Annotated in this window: 19 protein-coding genes; 9 read left to right on the top strand and 10 right to left on the bottom strand. The window is 72.5% G+C overall.

Annotated features, from left to right (window positions below; translation table 11 throughout):
• Positions 1 to 20: 20 nt before the first annotated feature.
• From ACTWQF_RS26285 to ACTWQF_RS26245, 9 genes are all read left to right on the top strand, one after another.
• Positions 21 to 761 carry a DsbA family protein gene (locus tag ACTWQF_RS26285; RefSeq protein WP_443282160.1) on the top strand — a complete coding sequence of 247 codons (741 nt, stop codon included), beginning with the start codon at positions 21 to 23 and terminating at the stop codon, positions 759 to 761.
• 193 nt (positions 762 to 954) lie between these two features.
• Positions 955 to 1,875 (top strand): prolipoprotein diacylglyceryl transferase, encoded by a 921-nt coding sequence (gene lgt / locus ACTWQF_RS26280; RefSeq protein WP_443282159.1) that lies wholly within the window; start codon positions 955 to 957, stop codon positions 1,873 to 1,875.
• 252 nt (positions 1,876 to 2,127) lie between these two features.
• Entirely contained in the window at positions 2,128 to 5,190 is a 3,063-nt protein-coding gene (locus tag ACTWQF_RS26275; RefSeq protein WP_443282158.1) for a Na+/H+ antiporter subunit A, read from the top strand.
• Positions 5,187 to 5,819, top strand: a complete 633-nt coding sequence (locus ACTWQF_RS26270) for a Na(+)/H(+) antiporter subunit C (protein ID WP_443282157.1) — start codon at positions 5,187 to 5,189, stop codon at positions 5,817 to 5,819. The genes ACTWQF_RS26275 and ACTWQF_RS26270 overlap by 4 nt, the downstream gene beginning before the upstream one ends.
• Before the next feature lie 16 nt (positions 5,820 to 5,835).
• Positions 5,836 to 7,497 (top strand): Na+/H+ antiporter subunit D, encoded by a 1,662-nt coding sequence (locus tag ACTWQF_RS26265; protein ID WP_443282156.1) that lies wholly within the window; start codon positions 5,836 to 5,838, stop codon positions 7,495 to 7,497.
• Positions 7,494 to 8,078, top strand: coding sequence for a Na+/H+ antiporter subunit E (locus ACTWQF_RS26260; protein ID WP_443282155.1), 585 nt, complete (start codon positions 7,494 to 7,496; stop codon positions 8,076 to 8,078). Before ACTWQF_RS26265 ends, ACTWQF_RS26260 begins: the two co-directional genes overlap by 4 nt.
• Entirely contained in the window at positions 8,069 to 8,449 is a 381-nt protein-coding gene (locus ACTWQF_RS26255; RefSeq protein WP_443282154.1) for a monovalent cation/H+ antiporter complex subunit F, read from the top strand. The genes ACTWQF_RS26260 and ACTWQF_RS26255 overlap by 10 nt, the downstream gene beginning before the upstream one ends.
• Positions 8,446 to 8,841 carry a monovalent cation/H(+) antiporter subunit G gene (gene mnhG, locus ACTWQF_RS26250; RefSeq protein WP_443282153.1) on the top strand — a complete coding sequence of 132 codons (396 nt, stop codon included), beginning with the start codon at positions 8,446 to 8,448 and terminating at the stop codon, positions 8,839 to 8,841. Before ACTWQF_RS26255 ends, mnhG begins: the two co-directional genes overlap by 4 nt.
• Before the next feature lie 103 nt (positions 8,842 to 8,944).
• Entirely contained in the window at positions 8,945 to 9,676 is a 732-nt protein-coding gene (locus tag ACTWQF_RS26245) for a VIT1/CCC1 transporter family protein (protein ID WP_443282152.1), read from the top strand.
• 46 nt (positions 9,677 to 9,722) lie between these two features.
• Here the strand turns inward: ACTWQF_RS26245 and ACTWQF_RS26240 are convergent, their stop codons facing one another.
• From ACTWQF_RS26240 to ACTWQF_RS26195, 10 genes are all read right to left on the bottom strand, one after another.
• The gene (locus ACTWQF_RS26240; RefSeq protein ID WP_443282151.1) at positions 9,723 to 10,610 is read right to left on the bottom strand and encodes an HpcH/HpaI aldolase/citrate lyase family protein; all 888 of its coding nucleotides are present in this window, start codon (positions 10,608 to 10,610) and stop codon (positions 9,723 to 9,725) included.
• The gene (locus ACTWQF_RS26235; RefSeq protein WP_443282150.1) at positions 10,607 to 11,800 is read right to left on the bottom strand and encodes a CaiB/BaiF CoA transferase family protein; all 1,194 of its coding nucleotides are present in this window, start codon (positions 11,798 to 11,800) and stop codon (positions 10,607 to 10,609) included. Before ACTWQF_RS26235 ends, ACTWQF_RS26240 begins: the two co-directional genes overlap by 4 nt.
• The gene (locus tag ACTWQF_RS26230; RefSeq protein ID WP_443282149.1) at positions 11,793 to 13,283 is read right to left on the bottom strand and encodes an ADP-ribosylglycohydrolase family protein; all 1,491 of its coding nucleotides are present in this window, start codon (positions 13,281 to 13,283) and stop codon (positions 11,793 to 11,795) included. Before ACTWQF_RS26230 ends, ACTWQF_RS26235 begins: the two co-directional genes overlap by 8 nt.
• Positions 13,280 to 14,455 (bottom strand): ADP-ribosylglycohydrolase family protein, encoded by a 1,176-nt coding sequence (locus tag ACTWQF_RS26225; protein ID WP_443282148.1) that lies wholly within the window; start codon positions 14,453 to 14,455, stop codon positions 13,280 to 13,282. Before ACTWQF_RS26225 ends, ACTWQF_RS26230 begins: the two co-directional genes overlap by 4 nt.
• Positions 14,452 to 15,693: an ADP-ribosylglycohydrolase family protein gene (locus tag ACTWQF_RS26220; RefSeq protein WP_443282181.1), complete on the bottom strand. Its 1,242-nt coding sequence runs from the start codon at positions 15,691 to 15,693 to the stop codon at positions 14,452 to 14,454. The genes ACTWQF_RS26225 and ACTWQF_RS26220 overlap by 4 nt, the downstream gene beginning before the upstream one ends.
• The gene (locus ACTWQF_RS26215) at positions 15,690 to 16,940 is read right to left on the bottom strand and encodes an ADP-ribosylglycohydrolase family protein (RefSeq protein ID WP_443282180.1); all 1,251 of its coding nucleotides are present in this window, start codon (positions 16,938 to 16,940) and stop codon (positions 15,690 to 15,692) included. Before ACTWQF_RS26215 ends, ACTWQF_RS26220 begins: the two co-directional genes overlap by 4 nt.
• A 173-nt stretch (positions 16,941 to 17,113) precedes the next feature.
• A complete protein-coding gene (locus tag ACTWQF_RS26210; protein ID WP_443282147.1) occupies positions 17,114 to 18,457 on the bottom strand; it encodes an ABC transporter substrate-binding protein in 1,344 nt (447 codons plus the stop codon).
• The gene (locus tag ACTWQF_RS26205) at positions 18,457 to 19,344 is read right to left on the bottom strand and encodes a carbohydrate ABC transporter permease (RefSeq protein ID WP_443282146.1); all 888 of its coding nucleotides are present in this window, start codon (positions 19,342 to 19,344) and stop codon (positions 18,457 to 18,459) included. The genes ACTWQF_RS26210 and ACTWQF_RS26205 overlap by 1 nt, the downstream gene beginning before the upstream one ends.
• The gene (locus ACTWQF_RS26200) at positions 19,341 to 20,234 is read right to left on the bottom strand and encodes a carbohydrate ABC transporter permease (protein ID WP_443282179.1); all 894 of its coding nucleotides are present in this window, start codon (positions 20,232 to 20,234) and stop codon (positions 19,341 to 19,343) included. Before ACTWQF_RS26200 ends, ACTWQF_RS26205 begins: the two co-directional genes overlap by 4 nt.
• Positions 20,235 to 20,437: 203 nt before the next feature.
• Complete coding sequence (locus ACTWQF_RS26195; RefSeq protein ID WP_443282145.1) at positions 20,438 to 21,466, bottom strand: LacI family DNA-binding transcriptional regulator; 1,029 nt, start codon at positions 21,464 to 21,466, stop codon at positions 20,438 to 20,440.
• Between the last annotated feature and the right edge of the window lie 240 nt (positions 21,467 to 21,706).

The raw sequence follows: 21,706 nt of genomic DNA, 5'->3' as shown, positions 1-21,706 counted from the left end.
CTCTCGTTGGGTCGGACGTGATGAGCCAGAACAGCAAGGACGACGGCAAGCGCTCTGCCCGCGAGCGCCTGCGGGCCGAGCGGGAGCGGGACAAGGCGGCCGAGCGCAGGCGGCGCTCGCTCAAGGTGGGCGCGCTGGTCGTCGGCGTACTCGCCGCGGCCACCGGCATCGGTGCCACCGTGGCCAGCCAGGGCGGCGACGAGGAGGGCAGCCAGTCGGCGAAGCCGGTCACGGTGGGGCAGCGCAGCGCCCCGGCCAAGCTCACGGTCTACGAGGACTTCCGCTGCCCGGCGTGCGGCCAGTTCGAGAACGCATTCCGGAGCACGATCAAGAGCCTGCAGCGGGCGGGCAAGCTCAAGGCCGAGTACCACCTGGTGACACTCATCGACTCGAACATGGGCGGCCGGGGCTCCCACGAGGCGGCCAACGCGGCGGCGTGCGCCAGGGACAAGGGGAAGTTCGCCCAGTACCACGATGTGCTGTACCGCAACCAGCCCGGCGAGGAGGAGGACGCGTTCGCCAGTACCGGGCGGCTGATCGAACTGGCCGGGAAGGTGGACGGGTTGGCCGATCACGGGTTCAAGCAGTGCGTGACCAGCGGTCGGCACGACGACTGGGTGAAGCGCTCCGACGCGGAGTTTCGTAAGTCCGGGCATCAGGGGACGCCGACCGTTCTGCTGAACGGCAAGGACGTCTTCAGTGACCAGGCGAACCCGTTGACCCCGGCGCGGCTGCGGAAGTTGGTTGCGGCGAAGAGTTAGGGCTTGCCCGCGGATCTTGCGGCGCCCCTCCGTTGTTCCGGGTAAGGGGTGCCCCTTTCCGAAGCGCGCGGGCTGCCGGTGCGTCGTGGCTGGGCGCGCAGTTCCCCGCGCCCCTTCGGGGCGCGGCGTTATCCAGCCGTTGTGCGGGGTGATTGTCCGGCGTGGCGCCGGGCACGGTAGCGTCGGGTTCGCCATGGAGACCCTTGCCTTTATCCCCAGTCCATCGGCCGGTGAGATTCACCTCGGGCCGCTCCCGCTGCGCGGTTACGCGCTCTGCATCATCCTCGGCGTCTTCGCCGCGGTCTGGCTCGGCGGGCGCCGGTGGGTCGCGCGGGGCGGGCGGCCGGGTACGGTCGCCGACATCGCCGTGTGGGCCGTACCGTTCGGCCTCGTCGGCGGCCGGCTGTACCACGTCATCACCGACTATCAGCTCTACTTCGGCGAGGGCCGTAACCCCGTCGACGCCCTCCGTATCTGGGACGGCGGGCTGGGCATCTGGGGCGCCATCGCACTCGGTGCCCTCGGTGCCTGGATCGGCTGCCGCCGCCGTGGCATCGCGCTGCCCGCCTACGCGGACGCCGTGGCGCCGGGCATCGTGCTGGCGCAGGCGCTGGGCCGGTGGGGCAACTGGTTCAACCAGGAGCTGTACGGGCGGCCCACCGATCTGCCGTGGGCCCTCAAGATCGACCCGGAGCACCGGCCGGTCGACACCCCTGATCTGGCGACGTACCACCCGACCTTCCTGTACGAGTCGCTGTGGTGCATCGGTGTCGCGCTGCTGGTCATCTGGGCGGACCGGCGGTTCCGGCTCGGGCACGGACGGGCGTTCGCGGTCTATGTGGCCGGGTACACGGCGGGGCGCTTCTGGACCGAGTACCTGCGGGTGGACGACGCGCACCATGTGCTCGGCATGCGGCTGAACAACTGGACGGCGCTTCTCGTTTTCCTGGCAGCGGTGGTCTATTTCGTCCTCTCCGCGAAGAAGCGGCCCGGCCGCGAGGAGGTTGTCGAGCCGGACGTTGACGGTGCGGATTCCGCGTCCGCGGGGCCCTCATCGAAGGAGCCCGAGTCGTCCTCGGAGTCCGCGTCGTCTTCGGAGTCCGCCTCCCCCTAGTCTGCGTACCCGGCATGGGGGCTGCGCTTGCCGGCCCTGCTCCCCCAAGCTCTTCGAGCAGGGGGTACCCCCAGGGCGCAGACCTCCCAAGCGCAGCACAGCGCAGGGGAGACGCGCCCCGTCAGGGGCGCGGGGAACTGCGCGACAAGCCACGACGCGCCCGCAGGCTGCGGGTGACAGTCAGGGGCACCCCCTCGTCAGAACGCGAGCAGCCTGTCCGAATTGCATGGTTATGTATGCAATTCTCGGTGCGTGCTGTGGTTGATCGTCGCCCACTTCGCGGCAGCGTGCTGCGCCGGGCCACTGGTGCGGTGGCTCGGTCCGCGTGCGTTTGTGCTGCTCGCGGCGGTGCCGGCCGGCGCCGCCGGCTGGGTGGCGGCACACTACGCCCAGGTCGCGGACGGCGAAGCGCTCACCGAGCACACCGCCTGGATTCCTGCGCTCGGCGTCGGCATCGCGCTGCGATGTGACGCGCTCGCGCTGGTGATGGTGCTGATCGCCGGCGGTATCGGCGCACTGGTGATGATCTACTGCGCGGCCTACTTCGACCGTGACGCACCACGGCTGGGCGCTTTCGCCGGATCGCTGACCGCGTTCGCCGGGGCCATGCTCGGCCTGGTCCTGGCCGACGATCTGATCGTGCTGTACGTGCTGTGGGAACTGACCACGGTCTTCTCGTTCCTGCTCATCGGGCACAGCTCCGAACACCGGACCAACCGGCGGGCCGCGCTTCAGGCGCTGCTGGTCACCACGCTCGGCGGGCTGGTGATGCTCGTCGGCTTCCTGATGCTGGCGCAGGCCGCCCGCACCTTCCGGATCTCGCAGCTGCTCGCCGACCCGCCCGGCGGGGGAGCGCTGGTGTCGGGCGGCGTGGTGCTGGTGCTGGTCGGGGCGCTGTCCAAGTCCGCCGTATGGCCGTTCAGCTTCTGGCTGCCCGGGGCGATGGCCGCCGCGACCCCGGTCTCCGCGTATCTGCACGCCGCCGCCATGGTCAAGGCGGGGGTCTATCTGATCGCGCGGCTCGCGCCCGGCTTCGCCGACGTGGTGCCCTGGCAGGCGCTGGTCCTCGTGCTGGGCAGCGTGACGATGCTGCTGGGCGGCTGGCGGGCGCTGCGCGAGACGGACCTGAAGCTGCTGCTGGCCTTCGGTACGGTCAGCCAGCTCGGTTTCATCACCGTTCTGGCCGGTGACGGAACCAGGGACACCGCGCTGGCCGGGGCCGATGTGCTCCTGGCGCACGCGCTGTTCAAGGCGCCGCTCTTCCTCGTCGTCGGCGCCATCGACCGGCTGACCGGGACCCGCGACCTCGAACGGCTCTCCGGCGTCGGCCGGGCGCTGCCCGCACTGTGCGGTGTCGCCGTACTCGCCGGGCTGTCGATGGTGGGGTTGCCCCCACTGCTCGGGTTCGCCGGCAAGGAGGCGGCCGTCGCGGCGCTGCTGGGCGCCGGGACGGCGGAGGCGTGGACGCTGGCGGCCGTCGTCGCGGGGTCGGCACTCACCACGGCGTACACCCTGCGCTTCCTGTGGGGGGCCTTCGCCGCCAAAGGCGGCGCCCCGCCGCTGAACCCGGTGACCTGTCCGGAAGGTGCTCGGACCGGGGCGCTGCTGCTGGGACCGCCCCTGCTGTGTGCGCTGGCCGGGCTCGCGCTGGGCCCCGGCGTGGTGTGGCTGGACCCGCTGCTGGCCCGGTACGCCGACGCGTTCCCCACCCGGGGCGCCCCCTACCACCTGGCGTTGTGGCACGGCTGGGGTGTGGCGCTGGGGCTCGCGGCCCTCTCCTGGGTGCTGGGTGTCGCGCTCTTCCTCGCCGGACGGCCGCTCGCCGCGCTGGGCGAGCGGCTCTCGCAGTTCGACGGCGACCAGGTGTTCGCCCGCTCGCTGTGGGCGCTGGAGCGGCTTTCGCTCCAGGTCACCGGCGCCGTGCAGCGCGGCTCGCTGCCCGTATACCTGGGCACGGCCCTCGTCGTGCTGTTCGGCTTCCAGACAGCGCAGCTGGTGGCCGGTCACCCCTGGCCGGAGCTGGGCCCGGCACGCTGGTACGACTCGGTCCCACAGCTCGTCGTCGCGGCCGGGGTGGCGGGGGTCGGCGTGCTGTGTGTGGTGACACAGCAGCGGCTGAAGGCGGCCGTCCTCGCGGGTGTCACCGGATACGGCGCCGGGCTCCTCTACGTACTGCACGGCGCACCCGATCTGGCGCTGACGCAGTTCGCGGTGGAGACCGTCTCGCTGACCGTCTTCGTCCTCGTACTGCGCAGGCTCCCGGCGCGCTTTCCGGACGGCAGCCGGATGTGGCGGACGCGGCGGAGCGTGCAGCTCGTCTTCTCGGTCGCCGCCGGGGCGCTGATCGCCGGGCTCCTGTACGTCTCCCTCGCCGCCCGCACCGCCCCTCCATCCGGGCCCGAGCTGCTCTCCGCGACGGAACACGAAGGCGTCCGGAACGTGGTGGCCACCACCCTCGTGGACCTGCGCGCCTGGGACACCATGGGCGAGTCCGCGGTGCTCGCCGTTGCCGCTGTCGGCGTCACCAGCCTCGTCTATCTGCGCCGCCGGACCCGGGTGCCGGTCGCCCAGCCGGTACCGCGGGCGGAGGACCCCGGAGGCCCGCCCCCGACGGCGCCCGTCGCGGGGCCCGGGACACCGTCCGCCACCGCGCCGGGCTCGGCGAGCGTCGCCCTCGACCGCCCGGCCGAGCCCGCCGAAACCGGGGCGCACCGCCTTCCCGCGGGACGCAGGCATGCCTGGAAGCTGCCGGTCCGCCCGCCGCCGAGCGGCTCCGCTGTAGCGCCGCGCCGCACCTGGCTGGCCGCCAGCTCCACGCTCGCCCCCGAGGGGCGCTCGGTGATGTTCGAGGTGATGGCCCGGCTGGTCTTCCACCCGATCGTGGTGCTCTCCCTCTATCTGCTCTTCTCCGCCGAGAACCAGCCCGGCGGTGGGTTCACCGCGGGCCTGGTCGCCGGACTCGCGCTGGCCGTGCGCTATCTGGCGGGCGGTCGGCTGGAGCTGGCGGCGGCAGCGCCCGTGGACGCCGGCTTCCTGCTCGGCCTGGGCCTGCTGATCATCACCGGCACCGGACTCGGCGGGCTCTGGCTGGGCGGCAGTGTCCTGGCCGCCGGCAAGGTCACCGGCGACTTCTGGCTCGTCGGGCCGTTCCACGCGGCCAGCCCCGTGCTCTTCGACACCGGCGTCTATCTGCTCGTACTCGGCGTCGTCCTCGATGTGCTGCGCAGCCTCGGCTCGGAGATCGACCGGCGCCTGGAGCGCGAGCGTGCCCGCAGCGCGGATGCCTCAGGCGGTACGGGAGAGGGGGCCGCGTGACGGGAACCGTTGCCCTGGTGGCCTGCGGCGGAGTGCTGTTCGCCGCCGGTACGGCACTGCTGCTGGCCCGTCCGCTGACCCGCATCCTGCTGGGCGCCGTCCTGATCGGCAACGGCGTCAACATCCTGGTGCTCGCCACCTCCGGACCCGACGGCAACGCCGCGCTGCTCTACCCGGGCTCGGCGCGGAAGACGATGGCCGACCCGCTGCCGCAGGTGTTCATCCTCACCGCCATCGTCATCACCCTCGCGCTGACCGCGTTCCTGGCGACCATGGCCTACCGCTCCTGGCAGCACTCCGGCAACGACGACGTACCCGACGACATCGAGGACATCCGCGTCGTCCGCCGCGCCACCTACGCCGAGGAGCGCGAGCGGCTGCGCGCCGCCTACCGCAAGCGGCGTCTGGAGTACCGGGCCCTGGCACGCGACGAGGAGGAGCGTGAGGCCCGGGAGCTCACCGCCTACGAGCGGCTGGGCACGGCCCGCCACCGGTACCGCGAGCTGCGTCGGCGCGCTCGCGCCGACGCGCGGGCCTTCCGCGCCCGCCAGGCGCGCGCTGAGGAGAGCGCGGAGGAGATCGTAGGGGAGGACGACCCATGGCAGACCATCCTGGGCGCGGACCGATGAGGTGGGGAGGGCGGCGATGAGTGGGGCCTCGATGCTGGTGCCGTTGCCGGTGATCCTCCCCCTGTGTGCCGCGGGGTTGAAGCTGGCGATCGGCGCCAGACTCGAACGCGTGCAGCGCTTCATCAGTGCTGCCGTGCTGCTGGCCGTGCTCGTCGTCTCGCTGCTGCTGCTGATCGCAGCGGATCGGCACGGGCCGCAGGTGATGGATGCCGGGGGGTGGGCGCCTCCGGTGGGAATCGTGCTGGTCGCCGACAGACTCTCGGCGCTGATGCTGGTGATCTCCTCGTCCGTGACGCTGTGCGTGCTCGTCTACTCGGTGGGCCAGGGCATGGCGGACAACGACGAGACCACCCCGATGTCCGTCTTCCATCCCTCCTATCTGGTGCTGGTCGCCGGGGTCTCGGACACCTTCCTGGCGGGGGACCTGTTCAACCTCTACGTCGGCTTCGAGCTGATGCTGACGGCCAGCTATGTGCTGATGACCATCGGCGGCACCCTGGCGCGGATCCGGGCGGGAGCCACCTACGCGGTCGTCTCACTGCTGTCGTCCATGCTGTTCCTGGCCGCCGTCGCCATGGTGTACGCCGCGGCCGGCACCGTCACCATGGCTCAACTGCCCGCCCGGCTCGACGCGTTGCCGACCAGGGTCGCGATGGTCATCCAGATCGCGTTGCTCGGCGTCTTCGCCATCAAGGCGGCCGTCTTCCCGCTCGCCGCCTGGCTGCCCGACTCCTATCCCACGGCTCCGGCGCCGGTGACGGCCGTCTTCGCGGGGCTGCTGACCAAGGTCGGCATCTACGCCATGCTCCGTACGCAGACGCTGCTCTTCCCCGGGCCACGGATCGGCACCGTCCTGATGGTCCTGGCGCTGCTGTCGCTTCTCGTCGGCATCCTCGGTGCCGTCTCGCAGACCGACCTGAAGCGGCTGCTCTCCTTCACCCTCGTCAGTCACATGGGGTACATGATCTTCGGGATCGGACTGGGCAGCCCCGGCGGCATCTCCGGCGCGGTGTTCTACGTCGCCCACCACATCACCGTGCAGACGACCCTCTTCCTCGTCGCCGGGCTGATCGAGCGCCGCAGCGGGACGACCGACCTCCAGAGCCTCGGGGGCCTGGCGCGTCTCTCCCCGCTGCTGGCCGTGCTGTTCTTCGTCCCCGCCTTGAACCTCGCCGGCATCCCTCCGCTCTCCGGCTTCCTCGGCAAGCTCGGGCTGCTGCGGGCCGGGGTGGACGACGGCGGGGTACTCGCCTACGTACTGGTGGCGGGCGGCACGGTCACCAGCCTCCTCACCCTGTACGCGCTGTCCAAGGCGTGGAACGTGGCCTTCTGGCGCGCTCCCACGCCCGAGATGTGCGCGACGGGGACGGTGCTGGAATCGACGGAGGAGGAAGAGGAACCCTCCGGTGCCGCCCGGGCGACGCCGCCCGGCGGTGTCGGCGACTGGCCCGGGGGACTCAGAGTGCTGGTGCCACGGCGGGTGACGGCCACCTTCGGCGGCCAGGAGATCACCACCAGCAGCTCGCTCCCCGTCAGCATGGCCGGCGCCACCGCGGCCCTCGTGGTGTTCGGGCTGGCCTTCACCGTGCTCGCGGGCCCGCTGTTCGGACTGACCGACCGCGCGGCCGACGAACTGCTGGCGCGCAGCCCCTATGTGGAGGCGGTGCTGAAGAGATGACGGCCCCTCAACGGCTCCCCGGGACCAGCCGGTTGCGCGCCACCCAGTGGCCCATGGTGCTCGGCCTCACCCTGCTGTGGCTGCTGCTGTGGGGAACCCCCACTCCGGCCAACGTCGTGACCGGGGTACTGGTCGCGCTGCTGGTGGTGCTCGTCTTCCCGCTGCCGCCCATCGAGAAGCAGGCCCGCCTGCATCCGCTCGGCGTCCTGCGGTTCGTCGTGCGGTTCGCGCTGGACATGGTCGTCTCCAGCTGGCGGATCAACCGCTTCATCCTCGCGCCCACCCGCCCGCGCTGTGCCGTGCTCGCGGTGAAGATGCGCTGCCCCGGCGACCTGATGCTGACCGCCACCGCCGTTGCGGTCACCGCCGTGCCCGGCAGCACCGTCCTGGAGGTCGACCGCCGCTCGGGCACCCTCTATCTGCATGTGCTCGGCGGCGAACGGGAGGAGGAGCAGGCGCGCGCCCGGCGGGACGCGCTGCGCCTGGAGACCCGCGTCGTGGAGGCTTTCGGCACCGCCGCCGACGTCACGGCGATCCGTGCCTCCGAGGCGGCCGAGGAGGTGTTCGGGCGGTGGCGGTGACAGCGGCTCCCGGCTCGGCGGCCTTCGAGGTGACCTCGTCGGTGATCGCGGGGCTGCTGCTGGCCGCCGGGCTGATGGTCACCCTGCGGCTGGTGCGCGGGCCCTCGACGCTGGACCGCGCTGTCGCCCTCGACGCGCTGGTCGCCGTGGTGATGGCCGGTATCGGACTCCAGTCCGCGATCGCGGGAAACTCCTTCTACCTGCCCGTTCTCCTCGTCCTCTCCTTCCTCGGATTCACCGGCTCGGTCGGCGTCGCGCGCTTCATGGCGCTGCGCGACGAGGCCGGGACCGAGGACGTGGACGAGAGTGAGGGCACCGGCGAGGAACGGATCGGCGAGGAACGGATCGGCGAGGAGGACGAGGCCCCATGAGCTGGATCGTCGTGGCCGATGCGGCGGGCGCCTTGTGCATGCTGGCGGGCGCCGTGTTGTGTCTGCTGGCCGGGATCGGGCTGCTGCGGCTGCCGGACGTGCTGACCCGGATGCACGCCGCGACCAAGCCGCAGTCGTTCGGTCTGCTGCTCGTGCTGATCGGCGCCGGGCTGTGGCTGCGCAGCCCCATCGACCTGTGCACCCTGCTGCTGGTGGGCCTCTTCCAGCTGCTGACCGCACCGGTGGCCGCGCACATGGTGGGCCGCGCCGCCTACCGGACCGGCCGGCTGGACCGCGAGGACCTGGTCCATGACGAGCTGGAGGCGGCGATGCGTACGGCCACCGCCCGAGATCAGCAGGGCCCGGAGGAAAACCCCAGGTCAGGGGGGTAAGTTCGGCCTTCCTTGCTGGCAGCGGAAGGGACTTGGTGCCTACGATTCGAACAGCGGGTGCACACCTGCGCCTGCTGTTCGAAGTGAAGGAGCCGTACGGGCCATGTCCCAAGCCGGAGTCACCGACCCGACCCATGTCGCGCACCGCGACAACCACACCCACCGCGACGTCAACGGCGGCTGGCTGCGGCCCGCCGTCTTCGGTGCGATGGACGGGCTGGTCTCCAACCTCGGTCTGATGACCGGCGTGGCGGGCAGCGCCGCCTCCTCCCAGACCATCGTCATCGCCGGTCTCGCCGGGCTCGCGGCCGGCGCCTTCTCGATGGCCGCCGGTGAGTACACCTCCGTCGCCTCGCAGCGCGAACTCGTCCAGGCCGAGCTGGAGATCGAACGCCGCGAGCTGCGGCGCAGCCCGCGCGAGGAGGTCAGGGAACTGGCCGCCCTGTACGAGTCGCGCGGCGTCGACCCCGGCCTGGCCATGAAGGTCGCGCGGCAGCTGCACCGCGACCCGGAGCAGGCGCTGGAGATACACGCCAGGGAAGAGCTGGGCGTCGACCCCACCGACCTGCCCTCACCGACCGTCGCGGCCGTCTCCTCGTTCCTGTCCTTCGCGCTGGGCGCCGTACTGCCCGTGCTGCCGTACCTCTTCGGCACCACCGCGCTGTGGCCCGCCGTGCTGCTCGCGCTGCTGGGGCTGTTCGTCTGCGGGGCTGTCGTCGCGCGGGTGACGGCCCGGACGTGGTGGTTCAGCGGAGCGCGCCAGCTGGCTCTCGGCGCGGCGGCTGCGGCGGTCACCTACGGGCTGGGCGCCCTGTTCGGGGTCGCGGTCGGATAGCGGAGCCGCGGTCGCATTGCGGGACCGCGGTCGGATAGCGGACGGATCAGCGGCGGCGGGCCAGCTCCAGCGTGCGGCGGGCCCCCGCGACGACGGCCGCGTCGACGAAGCGGCCGTCCGCCAGCGCTAGCGCCCCCGCGTCGGTGCCGACGGCCGTCACGATCTCCTCCGCCGTCGCGATCTCCTCCGCACTGGGCCGGTACGCTGCCTCGATCACCGGGAGCTGCCGCGGATGGATGGCCGTCCGCCCGAGGAACCCGCGCGCCCGCCCCTCCGCGCAGTCCAGGGCCAGCCCCTCGACGTCCCGTACGTCGGGATACACCGACTGGGGCGGGGGTGCCAGCCCGGCGGCCCGCGCCGCGACCACCGCACGCCCCCGCGCGTACTCCAGACCGCCGCCGGCACCGGACGGCAATCCCAGGTCGGCGCGCAGGTCCGCCTCTCCCAGGGCGATGCCGCGTACGGCGTGATGTCCGGTCGCGATCTCGAAGGCGTGCTCGATCCCGAGCGCGGACTCCAACAGGGCGTACAGCGGCGGCACATCGTTCCCCCGCGGTACCCAGCCGGCGGCGCGCCGCAGCTCGCCCACACCCGGCACCTTCGGCAGCCGCAGCCCGGCGAGCCCCGGCAGCGGCGCGAGGGTACGGACGTCGTCCTCGGCGAGCGGACCGTCCAGGGCGTTGACCCGTACATGGACGGGCACCGGGCCGGGCGCGCCGTCGGACAGCAGCTCGGCCGTGGCGGCGCGGGCGTACGCCTTACGCTCGGGCGCGACGGCGTCCTCCAGGTCGACCAGCACCACATCGGTGCCCGAGTGCAGTGCCTTGGCGACCACATCGGGCCGGTCCCCGGGGGCGTAGAGCCAGGTCAGGCAGGGTTCGGCGGTGGCAGGGCCGGTTGTGTGCGGGGCCGGTGCCGCCGTTGAGGACCTCACCGCACCACACCTCCCTCCCGCAGCTTGCCGATCTGCTCTTCCGTCAGACCGAGGCCCGAGAGCACCTCGTCGGTGTCGGCGCCGTGCCGGCGGCCTGCCCAGCGGATGGAACCGGGGGTCTCGGAGAGCCGGAAGAGGACGTTCTGCATCTTCACCGTGCCGAGTTCGTCGTCCTCCACTTCGGTGATCGAACCGAGGGCGCGGTACTGCTCGTCGGCCAGCACGTCGCGGACGTCGTAGACCGGCGCGATGGCGGCCTGAGCCTCCTCGAAGGCGCGGAGCACCTCGTCGTGGTCGTGGCGGGATATCCAGCCGCCGACCGCCTCGTCCAGCTCCGCCGCGTGCGCGGCGCGGCCCGCGCCGGTCGCGAACCACGGCTCGGCCAGGAACTCGGGGTGCCCCACCAGCCGCAGTACGCGCTCGGCTATGGACTGCGCGGACGTGGAGACGGCCACCCAACGGCCGTCCGCCGTGCGGTAGGTGTTGCGGGGCGCGTTGTTGGCGGACCGGTTGCCGGTGCGCGGCTGGACGTAGCCGAGCTGGTCGTACCAGATGGGCTGCGGGCCCAGTACGGTCAGCATCGGCTCGATGATCGCCATGTCCACCACCTGGCCCCGCCCGGTGCCCTCGCGCCCGGCCAGTGCGGTCATGACGGCGTACGCCGTGGACAGCGCGGCGATCGAGTCCGCGAGGCCGAACGGCGGCAGGGTCGGGGGCCCGTCCGGTTCGCCGGTGAGCGCCGCGAAACCGCTCATCGCCTCGGCGAGAGTGCCGAACCCGGGGCGGCGCGCATACGGGCCGAGCTGGCCGAAGCCGGTCACCCGGGCCAGGACCAGCCGCGGGTTGGCCTCGGACAGCTCCTCCCAGCCCAGCCCCCACCGCTCCAGGGTGCCGGGGCGGAAGTTCTCCACGACGACATCGGCTCCCGCGGCGAGCTTCAGCAGGACGTCGCGGCCGTCGGGGGAGGAGAGGTCCAGGGTGATGGTCTTCTTGTTGCGGCCCAGCAGCTTCCACCACAGGCCGACCCCGTCCTTGCCGGGGCCGTGCCCCCTGGACGGGTCGGGCTTGCGCGGGTGTTCGACCTTGATGACCTCGGCGCCGAAGTCACCGAGCATGGTGGCCGCCAGCGGCCCCGCGAAGAGAGTGGCCAGGTCGAGGACGCGGAGATCTTTGAGAGGGGGTTCACTCATGGTGCGGGGCCTCCTGCGACGTCGAAGGATGGGGGCTGTCTGCCGCCAGGCGCGGCGGGGAGGGCCGATCCGGCCCGCGCGCTGCGACGGTGCTCAGCGCGAACGTCCGTGCCGCGAGCGCGTCGAAACCCGTACCGTTCAGGGCGCCCACGCTCGTCGCCAGCCGGTTCTTGAGCGGAGCCGTCCAGCGGGCGGGGAGAGCGGCGGGGGAGCCCGCCAGCAAGCCGGTGAGGGAACCGGCCGTCGCCCCGTTCGAGTCGGTGTCCCAGCCGCCCGACACCACCCGGCGGACGGCGCCGTCGAAGTCGCCGCGCGCATGGGTCAGGGCCGCGGCCACCAGCGCCGCGTTGGGCAGTACATGGACCCAGTGGTGGCTGCCGTACGCCGTGTGCAGCCTGTCGACCACGGGCTCGAATCCCGCCACGCTGCCGTCCCGGGCCGCACGCACTGCGGCGATGCCGGTGCGGACGGCAGCCGCGTACCGGGAAGCGGGCGGTACGACGGACAGCCCCGCCGCCAGGCATGCGTCCACATCGGCGTCCGCGCCCCCGCCCGCCGCACGGGCCAGTGCTGCCGCGACGAACATCGCGCCGTAGACGCCGTTCGCCGTATGGGTGAGCACCGCGTCCCGCCACGCGGCCTCGGCCGCGGCCGCCGGGTCGCCCGGGTGGGTCCAGCCGAAGATGTCGGCGCGGATCTGGGCGCCGATCCACTCGCGGAACGGGTTCCGGTACGTCCCCGTACGCGGCGGCTCCACTCCGGCCAGCAGGTTCCGGTAGGCCACGCGCTCCGCGGTGAACGTACGGCCGGCCGGCAGCTCGTCCAGCCACAGCCGTGCCACGTCGGCGGTGCCGAACCCGTGGCCGTACCGCTCCAGCAGCAGGATGCCGAGCAGCGGGTAGTTGAGGTCGTCGTCCTCGGGTGCCCCGTCGATGTTCTCGGCGAGCGAGTTCGCCGCGGAGCGGCGGTTCCAGGGGTGTGCGGCGGCGGTCTCCGGATCGAGGCCGCGTGCGGTGAACCAGGCGGTCAGCGGCCAGTTGCCGGTGGCACGGGCCAGCGCCCGGATGCCCTCCAGCGGCAGCTTCTCCACGGGCCTGCCCAGCACGCACCCGGCGGCCCGGCCCGACCAGGCGGCGTGCAGCCGCTCTTCGAGCCCGGGCCCCACCGGGTGGCGGGCGGTGGGCCAGTCCGGGCAGCAGGCGCGGATCGCCTCCAGACCGGTCGGCTCGTCCCCGGCCGAAGGCGCCGCCAGCTGGGCCAGTTCGTCCAGCAACTCCTCGGCGAGCGACCGCAGTCGGGGGTCGGCCGGGCCGCCCGAAGCACCGGCCCGCTCCGGCGCCGGCCGGCCCCCGGCGGCCAGCCATCGCCGCTCGATCGCCGAGGCGTCCCGCCCGTCCTCGGCAGCCTGCCGCAGCTCGTGCCCGACCAGGTCCTCGGGCTGCACCCAGGTGAGACGCAGGGCACTGGGAGGGCCGTCGCTCATCGCCGCCCTCCCAGCGCCTCGAAGGCCGCCTCGTGGGCTCGCCTGCGTGCCACGTCGCGGGCGAAGACCTCGCGGGCGACCGCGGCCAGCGACACCGCGGGGGCGTGCAGGTCCAGCTTGCTGGCGGCGGCGACCTGCCGGCTCCACTCGGCCGGGACGGCGGCCTCGCCGTGCAGGGCACCGGCGAGGGCTCCGCTCATGGAGGCGATGGAGTCGCAGTCCCGCCCGTAGTTGACGGAGCCGAGGACGGTGGCGCGGTAGTCGCCGCCACCGACCAGCAGCATGCCGAGGGCTATCGGCAGCTCCTCGATGGCGTGCAGCCGGGAGGGCCGGCGGGCACCCAGCGACGGGTTGCGGTAGTCGGGGCCCACGGTGTCGAAGGGCGCGACGGCCTCCCGCAGCGGGGCCAGCGCGGCCTCCCAGTCGTCGTACCGCGCGGCCGTCTCACAGACTTCCGTCATGGCGGCGCGGGTTCCGTCCTTGGCGAGCCGCAGCGCCTCCTCGACGACCGACCCGGGCGTGGCGCCCGGCCGGTGCGCCGCGGCCACGGAGGCGGCGAACACCCCGGCCGCCTCCCGCCCGTACGAGGACTGGTGGGCGCCCGCCACATCCAGCGCCTCCGCGTAGGCGGCGTCCGGGTTGCCCGCGTTGACGACTCCGACCGGCGCCATGTACATCGCGGCCCCGCAGTTGACGATGTTGCCGGTCCCCGCCTCGCGCGGGTCCACATGCCCGTAGTGCAGCCGGGCCACCAGCCACTTCTCGGCGAGGAAGATCCGCTGCAACAGCAGGGCCTCCGCCTCCAGTTCGGGGACCCAGCGGGGGGTGCCGATGAGGTCGGGCACCAGATGGTCGGCGACCGCGTACGCGTCCAGATGGTCGCGTACCGTCTCGTAGACGCGGATCAGGGCGTGTGTCATGAGGGTGTCGTCGGTGACGTGCCCGTCGCCCTTGTGGTACGGCGCGATGGGCCGGGCCGTGCGCCACCGGTCCTTGTGGAACGGTTCGACGATGCCCCTCACCCGGCCGCCGTGCCGCTCGGCGATGGCTTCCGGGGTCCAGCCTTCGACCGGGCCGCCCAGCGCGTCGCCGACAGCGGCGCCGACCAGGCAGCCTATGGTGCGGTCCTCCAGCGAGGGGAGCGCACGGTCGGGTGCGGGGGAGGAACTCATGATTCCGGGGGTCCTTCCGGGGCGAGGGTCTTGGCGGCGGTCGGTGGTGCGTCGGCCGGGAGCGTGAGCAGATGGTGCGCGGCCAGCCGCCGCGCGGTCTCCACCAGATCGGTGCCGGCGAACTGCGGCAGCGCGCAGCCGGACAGCTCCCGGCAGCTCTCCCGCCAGGAGGCGGGCACCGCTCCGGAGCCGCCGAGGGCGCCGGCCAGCGCCCCGGTCAGCGCGGGTGCCGAGTCGGCCACCCGGGACAGACAGGCGGCGGCGGGTACGGCGGCGCTCAGCGAGCCCTGTGCGGCGGTCGCCACGGCGAGCGCGACGGGCATGGTCTCGGCGGCGGCGATGCCGTAGCTGTAGACGTGGTCGACGATCTCGTGCTCCAGCACGGGGACGAGCGCGAACGCACTGCCGGGCCCCGAGGCGCTGTCCCGCAGCGCCCCGCGCGCCAGCCGTACGGCGTGCAGTGTGTTGCGGCGGATCTCGGTGCCCTCGGGGAGCTGGCCGAGCGCTGCCTCCACACAGGTACCGGTGTCGCCGCCCGCCAGCGCGACCGCGACGGCCGCGGCCATCGCACGCGCGCCGTGCACCCCGTCGTCGTCCTGCGAGTAGCGGGCGTCGAACTCCGCGAGCGCCGCGGCGGAGACGGGATCGCCGGGGTGTACGACGGCCAGTACGGCGGCGCGTACGCAGGCGGCGTCGTCGAAGTAGTGCGGGTTGTCGTGCCCGGTTGCCGGCGGCCTCAGCCCCGCGGCGAGGTTGCCCAGGCCCGCGCGTACGGAGATCCGGGCGCGCAGCGGGATCTGCGCCGACTCGATCTCCTCGGCCTGCTCGGCGGCTGCCGCGACCTCGTCGGCCAGCGCGTTCCAGGCCAGGGTCAGCGCCGCGCGAACCCGCTGGTCGGGGGCGAGGTCGCTGTGGCCTGCGGCGTCGGCCGACAGGATGGCGTGCGCGGTGAAGGCCGCCCATTCCGCGTCGTCGGACGGGCCCAGCCGCAGCGGTTCGGGCGGCTGGTTGAGCGCGATGGGCACCGGCAGCGTCGTGGTGGCGTTCTGCTCGGCGAACGTGTCGAGTTCGCGGGTCAGTCTGCGTGTCCAGTCCGGCAGCCGGGCTGCGCGGTGCCGCCCGGAGGGCCAGCCCGCCGCGTCCCCGGCGGCCAGCCCCAGCAGCAGCCCCTCGATACGCGCGGCCCCGTCGCCGCCCGGCGAGGGAGTGGGACATGGCACGGCGGTGACGCAGTTCATGAGGCGTCCCGCGCGTCGTGGCATGCGGCATCCCGTGCACCATGGGCGGGCGCCAGGAGCTCGCGGCCCGGTGCTGGTGCCGGTGTCTGTGCCGGTGCTTCGCGGCGCGGTGCGGGTGCTTCGCGGCGCGGTGCGGGTGCTTCGCGGCGGAGGGGCGAAGGTTCGCGGCGCGGTGCCGACGGTTCGGGGCGGGGGGCCGATTCACGGCGGGATGCCGGTGGTTCGGGGCGCGGTGCCGAGGGTTCACGGTGCGGCGCCGGTGCGCCGTGGCGGGGTGCCTGGGAGCCGTGGGCCGGCGCCAGCCGGTCGGCGATGTCGCGGACATGCCGTCCGGCCATGGCGGGCAGACAGCTGCCGCGGGCCGGCCGGATCGCGGCGGCCCACTGGGCCGGAATGGCCAACTCGCCGCGGAGCGCGCCCGCCAGCGCCCCGGCGACGGCGGCCGTGGTGTCGGCGTCGCGGCCCATGTTGACGGCGGTGAGCACCGAGCCGGTGAAGTCGCCGCGCGCGGCGGTGAACGCGCCGAACGCCAGCCCGATGGCCTCCGGTGCCAGGTCCGTCCACGGATAGCCGCCGATGACGACGGACGAGCGCACGGCCCGCTCGACGCTCAGCCGGCTGGCGTTCGGCCGCAGCGGGGCACGCCGCGCCGCTGAGACGGCGCGCTGGAGGGACCGGGAGGTCCAGGCGTCCTCGGGGATGACCGACAGCGCGGCCTGGACGACGGCGCCCGGGTTGTCGCTCACCATGGCGGCGGCCACCCCGGCCGCGACGGCGCGCCCGCCGTAGATGCCCTCGCCCTCGTGGCTGACGGTGCCGTCGATGGAGACCAGCCGCGCAGCCTCGGCCGGCCGGCCCGCGGCGAAGACACCGAACGGCGCGGCACGCATGGCCAGCCCGTCGCTCCAGGCGTGCCGGTGCTGTGCGGAGATGGGCGCCGCCAGGCCCCGGCGCAGATTCTCCAGCGTGCCGCGCTCGCTGAAGCCCGCGCCGCGGAAGGAGCCTGTCCCGTCCCCTTCCAGATCGGCGATCCAGCGGTGCCAGGCGGCTTCCACATGCGTGACCGAGAGGGCCGAGCCGTGCTCGGCCAGTAACAGCCCGGAGAAGATGGCGTACTCGGTGTCGTCCGTACCCGCCGGGTCGTCACAGACGAACCCCTCGATCCGGCCCCAGCGTTCGCGGATCTGCGAGGGCTTCATGTTCTCGGCCGGTGCCCCGAGGGCGTCACCGACGGCGAGCCCGACCATGGCGCCGCGGGCACGGTCGGCGGGAGAGGGGGCGAGGGCGGCGGGAGCGGCGAGTGCGGGTGCGGGGTGTACGGGTGCGGGGTGCGAAGCGTGTGCGGGCGGTGGTGCGGTCGGTGCTGCGGCCGAGTGCTCGGCGCTCATGCGCTGCTCTTTCTGTGCGTTCCGTGCGTGCCCTAGCGCTGGTAGCGGTTGAGTATGAGGTTGCCGTCGCCGACGAGTGAGTCGCGCAGCGTCCCCAGGTCGGTGTCGCCGTTGTAGTAGCGCTGGAAGGCGGGGGTGGCGACCTTGTCCGACCACTCCGCGTAACCCCGTACGCCGAGCGTCGGTGACGGCAGCAGGGTGCGGGCTGTCTGCGCGCCCGTCCGCCAGCCGTCCTTCCGCCGGTTGACGGCGGTGTCCTTCAGCGCCTCGGTGGCGGTGGGCAGCAGCCAGTCGCCCTTGGCGAGCTCGGCCTGGTGCTCGGGCGTGGTCATATACGCGACGAAGTCGGCGGCGGCCTGCTTGTGCCCGCTCTCCTGTGCCACCGAGAGGGTCTGCGGGACGACGCCTTGGGCGTTCTCGCCGGGGCGTTCACCCCGGGGCAGCGGCAGTACGGTCCACTCGAACCCCTTCGGGGCCTGCTGCTGCACCTGCTGCCGGTAGGAGAAGTTGAGCGGGGCCATCGCGTAGCGGCCCGCGAAGAAGCCGGGCAGCGCGTCGGAGCCGCCCATGCCGAGCCCGCTCCTGGGTGCCGTCCGGTCCTCGTCGACCTGCCGGTGGATCAGCCGGCTGATTGCCGAGTCCCGTGCGTCGAAGCGGACGGCGTTCTTGGTGCCGTCGTCCGTCCGCTTCTTGATGAAGACCTTCCCGCCGGTGGACAGCGCCAGGTTGACCGTCTGTTTGACCGGCTCCTTCATCGTCCACACGGTGCCGTACCGCTCGGGCTTGCCGTTGTGGTCCTTGTCGCGGGTCAGCTTCTTCGACACGCGCTCGAACTCGCGCCATGTCCACGGCTTCTCCGCCGTGGGGATCCGCACCCCGGACCGCTCCAGCAGCTTCCGGTTGGCGATGATCACCCGGGGCTCCTGGAGGAACGGCACCCCGTAGACACGGCCGCCGTTCATCGTCACGGAGCCCCAGCTCTGCCGCGGGATCGCGGAGCGGGTGGACTTCCGCAAATACGGGCGCAGATCGGCGAGGTAGCCGCCGTAGGCGAAGTCGGTCAGATCGCTGGCGTCGTCATGGATGATGTCGGGCGCCTCGCCGCCCTCGAAGGAGGTCAACAACTGGTCGTGGACGCTCTCCCAGGCGCCCTGCACATAGCGGACCTTGACCTTCTTGTGCGTCCTGTTCCACTGCGCGACCAGCTTCTTGTTGGCCGTGATCGACTCCTTCTGCCAGGCCAGGCTGTAGTAGTCGAGGGTGACGGTGCCGTCCCCGCCCCCCTCGCCGTCGCCCCCGCCCCCGCAGGAGGCGAGCAGCGTGCAGGCCAGCAGGGTCGCGGCGGCCCGTCGGCCCAGGAGTGTGACGCTGCGCATCAGCCCTTCACCGCCCCTGCCAGCATCCCGGCGGCGAGCCGCCGCTGGAGCAGCGCGAAGAACAGCAGGCTCGGGACGGTCGCCAGCACCGAGGCGGCGGCCAGCGGGCCCAGGTCGGCGACGCCCTCGGCGCCGAGGAAGCGGGTCAGGATGACGGACATCGTCTGGTTCTCCGGCGACTTGAGCAGCACGAGGGCGAAGAAGAACTCGTTCCAGGCGGTCACGAAAGAGAACATCAACGTCGCCACCAGTCCCGGCGCCAGCAGCGGCAGCACCACACTGCGCAGAATGCGCAGCCGGCTCGCCCCGTCCACCGCGGCGGCCTCCTCCAGCGAGACGGGCACCGCACGCACATAGCTCTGCAGCATCCACAGCGAGAACGGCAGGTTCCAGACGACGTACACGACGATCAGCCCGCCCACCGAGTCGATCAGCTGGAGGTTCTTCAGGACGAGGAACAGCGGGATGATCACCAGCACGAACGGGAACATCTGGCTGACCAGCACCCAGCCGTTCGCGGCACCGCTCACCTTGGAGCGGTGGCGGGCCAGCACATAGGCGGCGGGCACCGCGATCGCGACGGAGACGAGGGTCGCGCCGCCCGCCACGATCAGGCTGTTGAGCGCCGAGCGGGCCAGCGGCTGCGCCTCGAAGGCGGAGCTGAAGTTCTCCAGTGTGGGGTGCTGCGGAATCCACGTCGGGTCGATCTTCCCCAGCTCCGCCGGCGACTTGAACGACGTGGACAGCAGCCACACCAGCGGAAAGGCGAGGAAGACCAGATAGCCCAGCAGCCCCGCGTACTGTCCCGTACGGCCCGCGATCCGCCGCGCCCGGCGCCGGGCCGACGGGGTGGAAGCAGGGGGGACGGTGGTGGCCGGCGCGCTCATGCTGGGCCCTCCTCGGAGTCTTTCAGGCGCTTGCGCAGGAACACCGTGAGGAACACGGCGACGACGGCCATCATCACGACGCCCATCGCGGCGGCGTAGCCGAACTGGCCGTAGGTGAAAGCCTCTTCGTACGCGAACAGCATCGGCAGCCGCGTCTGCCCGCCGGGGCCGCCCTGGGTGAGCACATAGACCAGGCCGAAGGAATTGAAGTTCCAGATGAAGTTGAGCGCGGTGATGGCGAGGGCCACCGGCTTGAGCGCGGGCCAGGTCACCGTGGCGAACCGCCGCCACACTCCGCAGCCGTCCAGCTGCGCTGCCTCGGTCAGTTCGCGGGGTACGTTCTGCAGCCCGGCCAGCAGCACCACGGTGGTCTGCGGCATACCGGCCCAGACGCCGACGAGGATGACGGCGGGAAGCGCGAGCGAGAGGTTCGTCAGCCAGTCGATGTTGCCGGAGCCCTCCCCGAGCAACCCCAGCTGCCGCAGCGTCTTGTTGAGGATGCCCGCGTCCTGGTGGTAGACGAGCCGCCACATGACGCCGACGACGACCTCCGGCATGGCCCAGGGCACCAGCGCGAGGGTGCGGGCCAGCCAGCGGAACCGCAGGTTCTGGTCGAGCAGCAGCGCGAGCCCCAGCGCCAGCAGCAGTTGCAGCGCGGTCACCGAGACGGCCCACACCAGGCCGATCCGGAACGACTCCCAGAACAGCGAGTCCAGCCGCAGGTCGGCGAAGTTGTCGACGCCGATGAAGTCGGTCCGCACGGTGCGGCCCGCTTGCGCATCGGTGAACGCGAGCGAGACGGCGTACAACAGCGGGCCCACGCTGAGCACCAGGATCGGAATCAGCGCGGGCAACAACAGGAACCAGGCGCCATGGTCGAGCCCCAGCATCCGCTTGCGGGCCGCCGGGGTGCGGGGCGGCTCCCGCCGAGGGGGTGCCCCTTCCCGACGTCTGCGGGCTGCGGGCACGTCGTGGCTTGTCGCACAGTTCCCCGCGCCCCTTACGGGGCGCGTCTCCTCTGCGCTGCGAAGCTTGGGCAGTCTGCGCCAGGGGCGCAGGGTGGGCAAGCGCAGCCCCCCATGCCGGGCGCCGCTCACGAGGCGGAGCCTCTCCGTGGGGCGGACGAGGCCCGGATGACGAGCCGCGGCGCAGTGGTGATTCGGCGCGCCGCCGTAGCGTCCTGGGCGAGCCGTTCCAGCAGCATCCGGGCCGCCGTCCTGCCACGTTCCTCCGACCCCAGGTCGACGCTGGTGAGCGGAGGCCACCCCGCGCGGGCGAGCTCGCTGTCGTCCATGCCGACGAGGGCCAGATCCTCCGGTATCCGCAGGCCGCGCTCATGCGCGGCCTGCCCCGCACCGAGCGCGAGTTGGTCGTTGGCGCAGAAGACGGCGTCCGGGGCCGCGCCGGAGTCGAGCAGGTCGAGCAGTGCCCTGCGGCCGGCCGCCAGCCCGAAGGAGGTGGCGCGCTCCAGTGCGGGCTCCGGCACGATGCCGTGATCCGCGAGCGCCTTGAGGTATCCCTGGCGGCGGTTGTGTCCCGGCACCGTGTCCAGCGGCCCGTTGAGGAAGGCGATGCGCTGCCTGCCCGTCTCCGCGAGGTGGGTGACGGCCAGCCGGGCGCCGGTGACGGAGTCGGCCGCCACGGCGTCCACGGGTACGTCGCCGGGCAGCGATCCGATGACGACGACCGGGCCCGCCGCGGCCTTCAGCACTTCGATGTGCTCGGGTGTGATGCGGATGGGGCAGAGGATCAGCCCGTCGCTGGTGCGGTCACCGAGGCTGCGGACGACGGCCAGTTCCTCCTCCAGCACGGCATCCGTGGAGTGCAGCAGCAGCCGGTAGCCCGCCGCCCGGGCAACGGCCTGGATCTGGCGGACCATCGCGACGTAGACGGGGTTGCCGATGTCCTGCATGGCGAACGTCAGCTGCTTGGTGCGACCGCCCTTGAGGGACTGGGCCACGGCGTTGGGCACATAGCCGAGCTCCGCCGCCGCGCGCTCGACCCGCCGTACGGTTTCCGGCCGCGCGCCCATCCCGTTGAGGACCCGGGAGACCGAGGCAATCGAGACGCCCGCCCGTTCCGCGATCGACACGATGGTCGGTGGTCCGTCCTCAGGTATCACTGCTCGCCCCTTCGCGATGGTGGGCCCACAGTCGGCCGTAAACCTTTACAGCGACTGAAAACGTTTACAGATAGTGCGGCCGACTTACCGGCGCGTCAAGGGTCCGTGCACCGCGGATAGTTGAGCGAACGATTGCGGGCAGCAACATGGCGGACAAAGCGCAACGCCGATCGTCGAGAACGGCCTCCCGCTGATCGTGAACTTGCTTAGGCTGTGCACAAAGTGACATCTGCGAACACC

This window comes from Streptomyces sp. 8N114, from assembly GCF_052245835.1.
Lineage (GTDB): Bacteria > Actinomycetota > Actinomycetes > Streptomycetales > Streptomycetaceae > Streptomyces.
The sequence above is the reverse complement of the archived record's forward strand: the minus strand, read 5'-3'. Positions and strand labels throughout refer to the sequence as shown.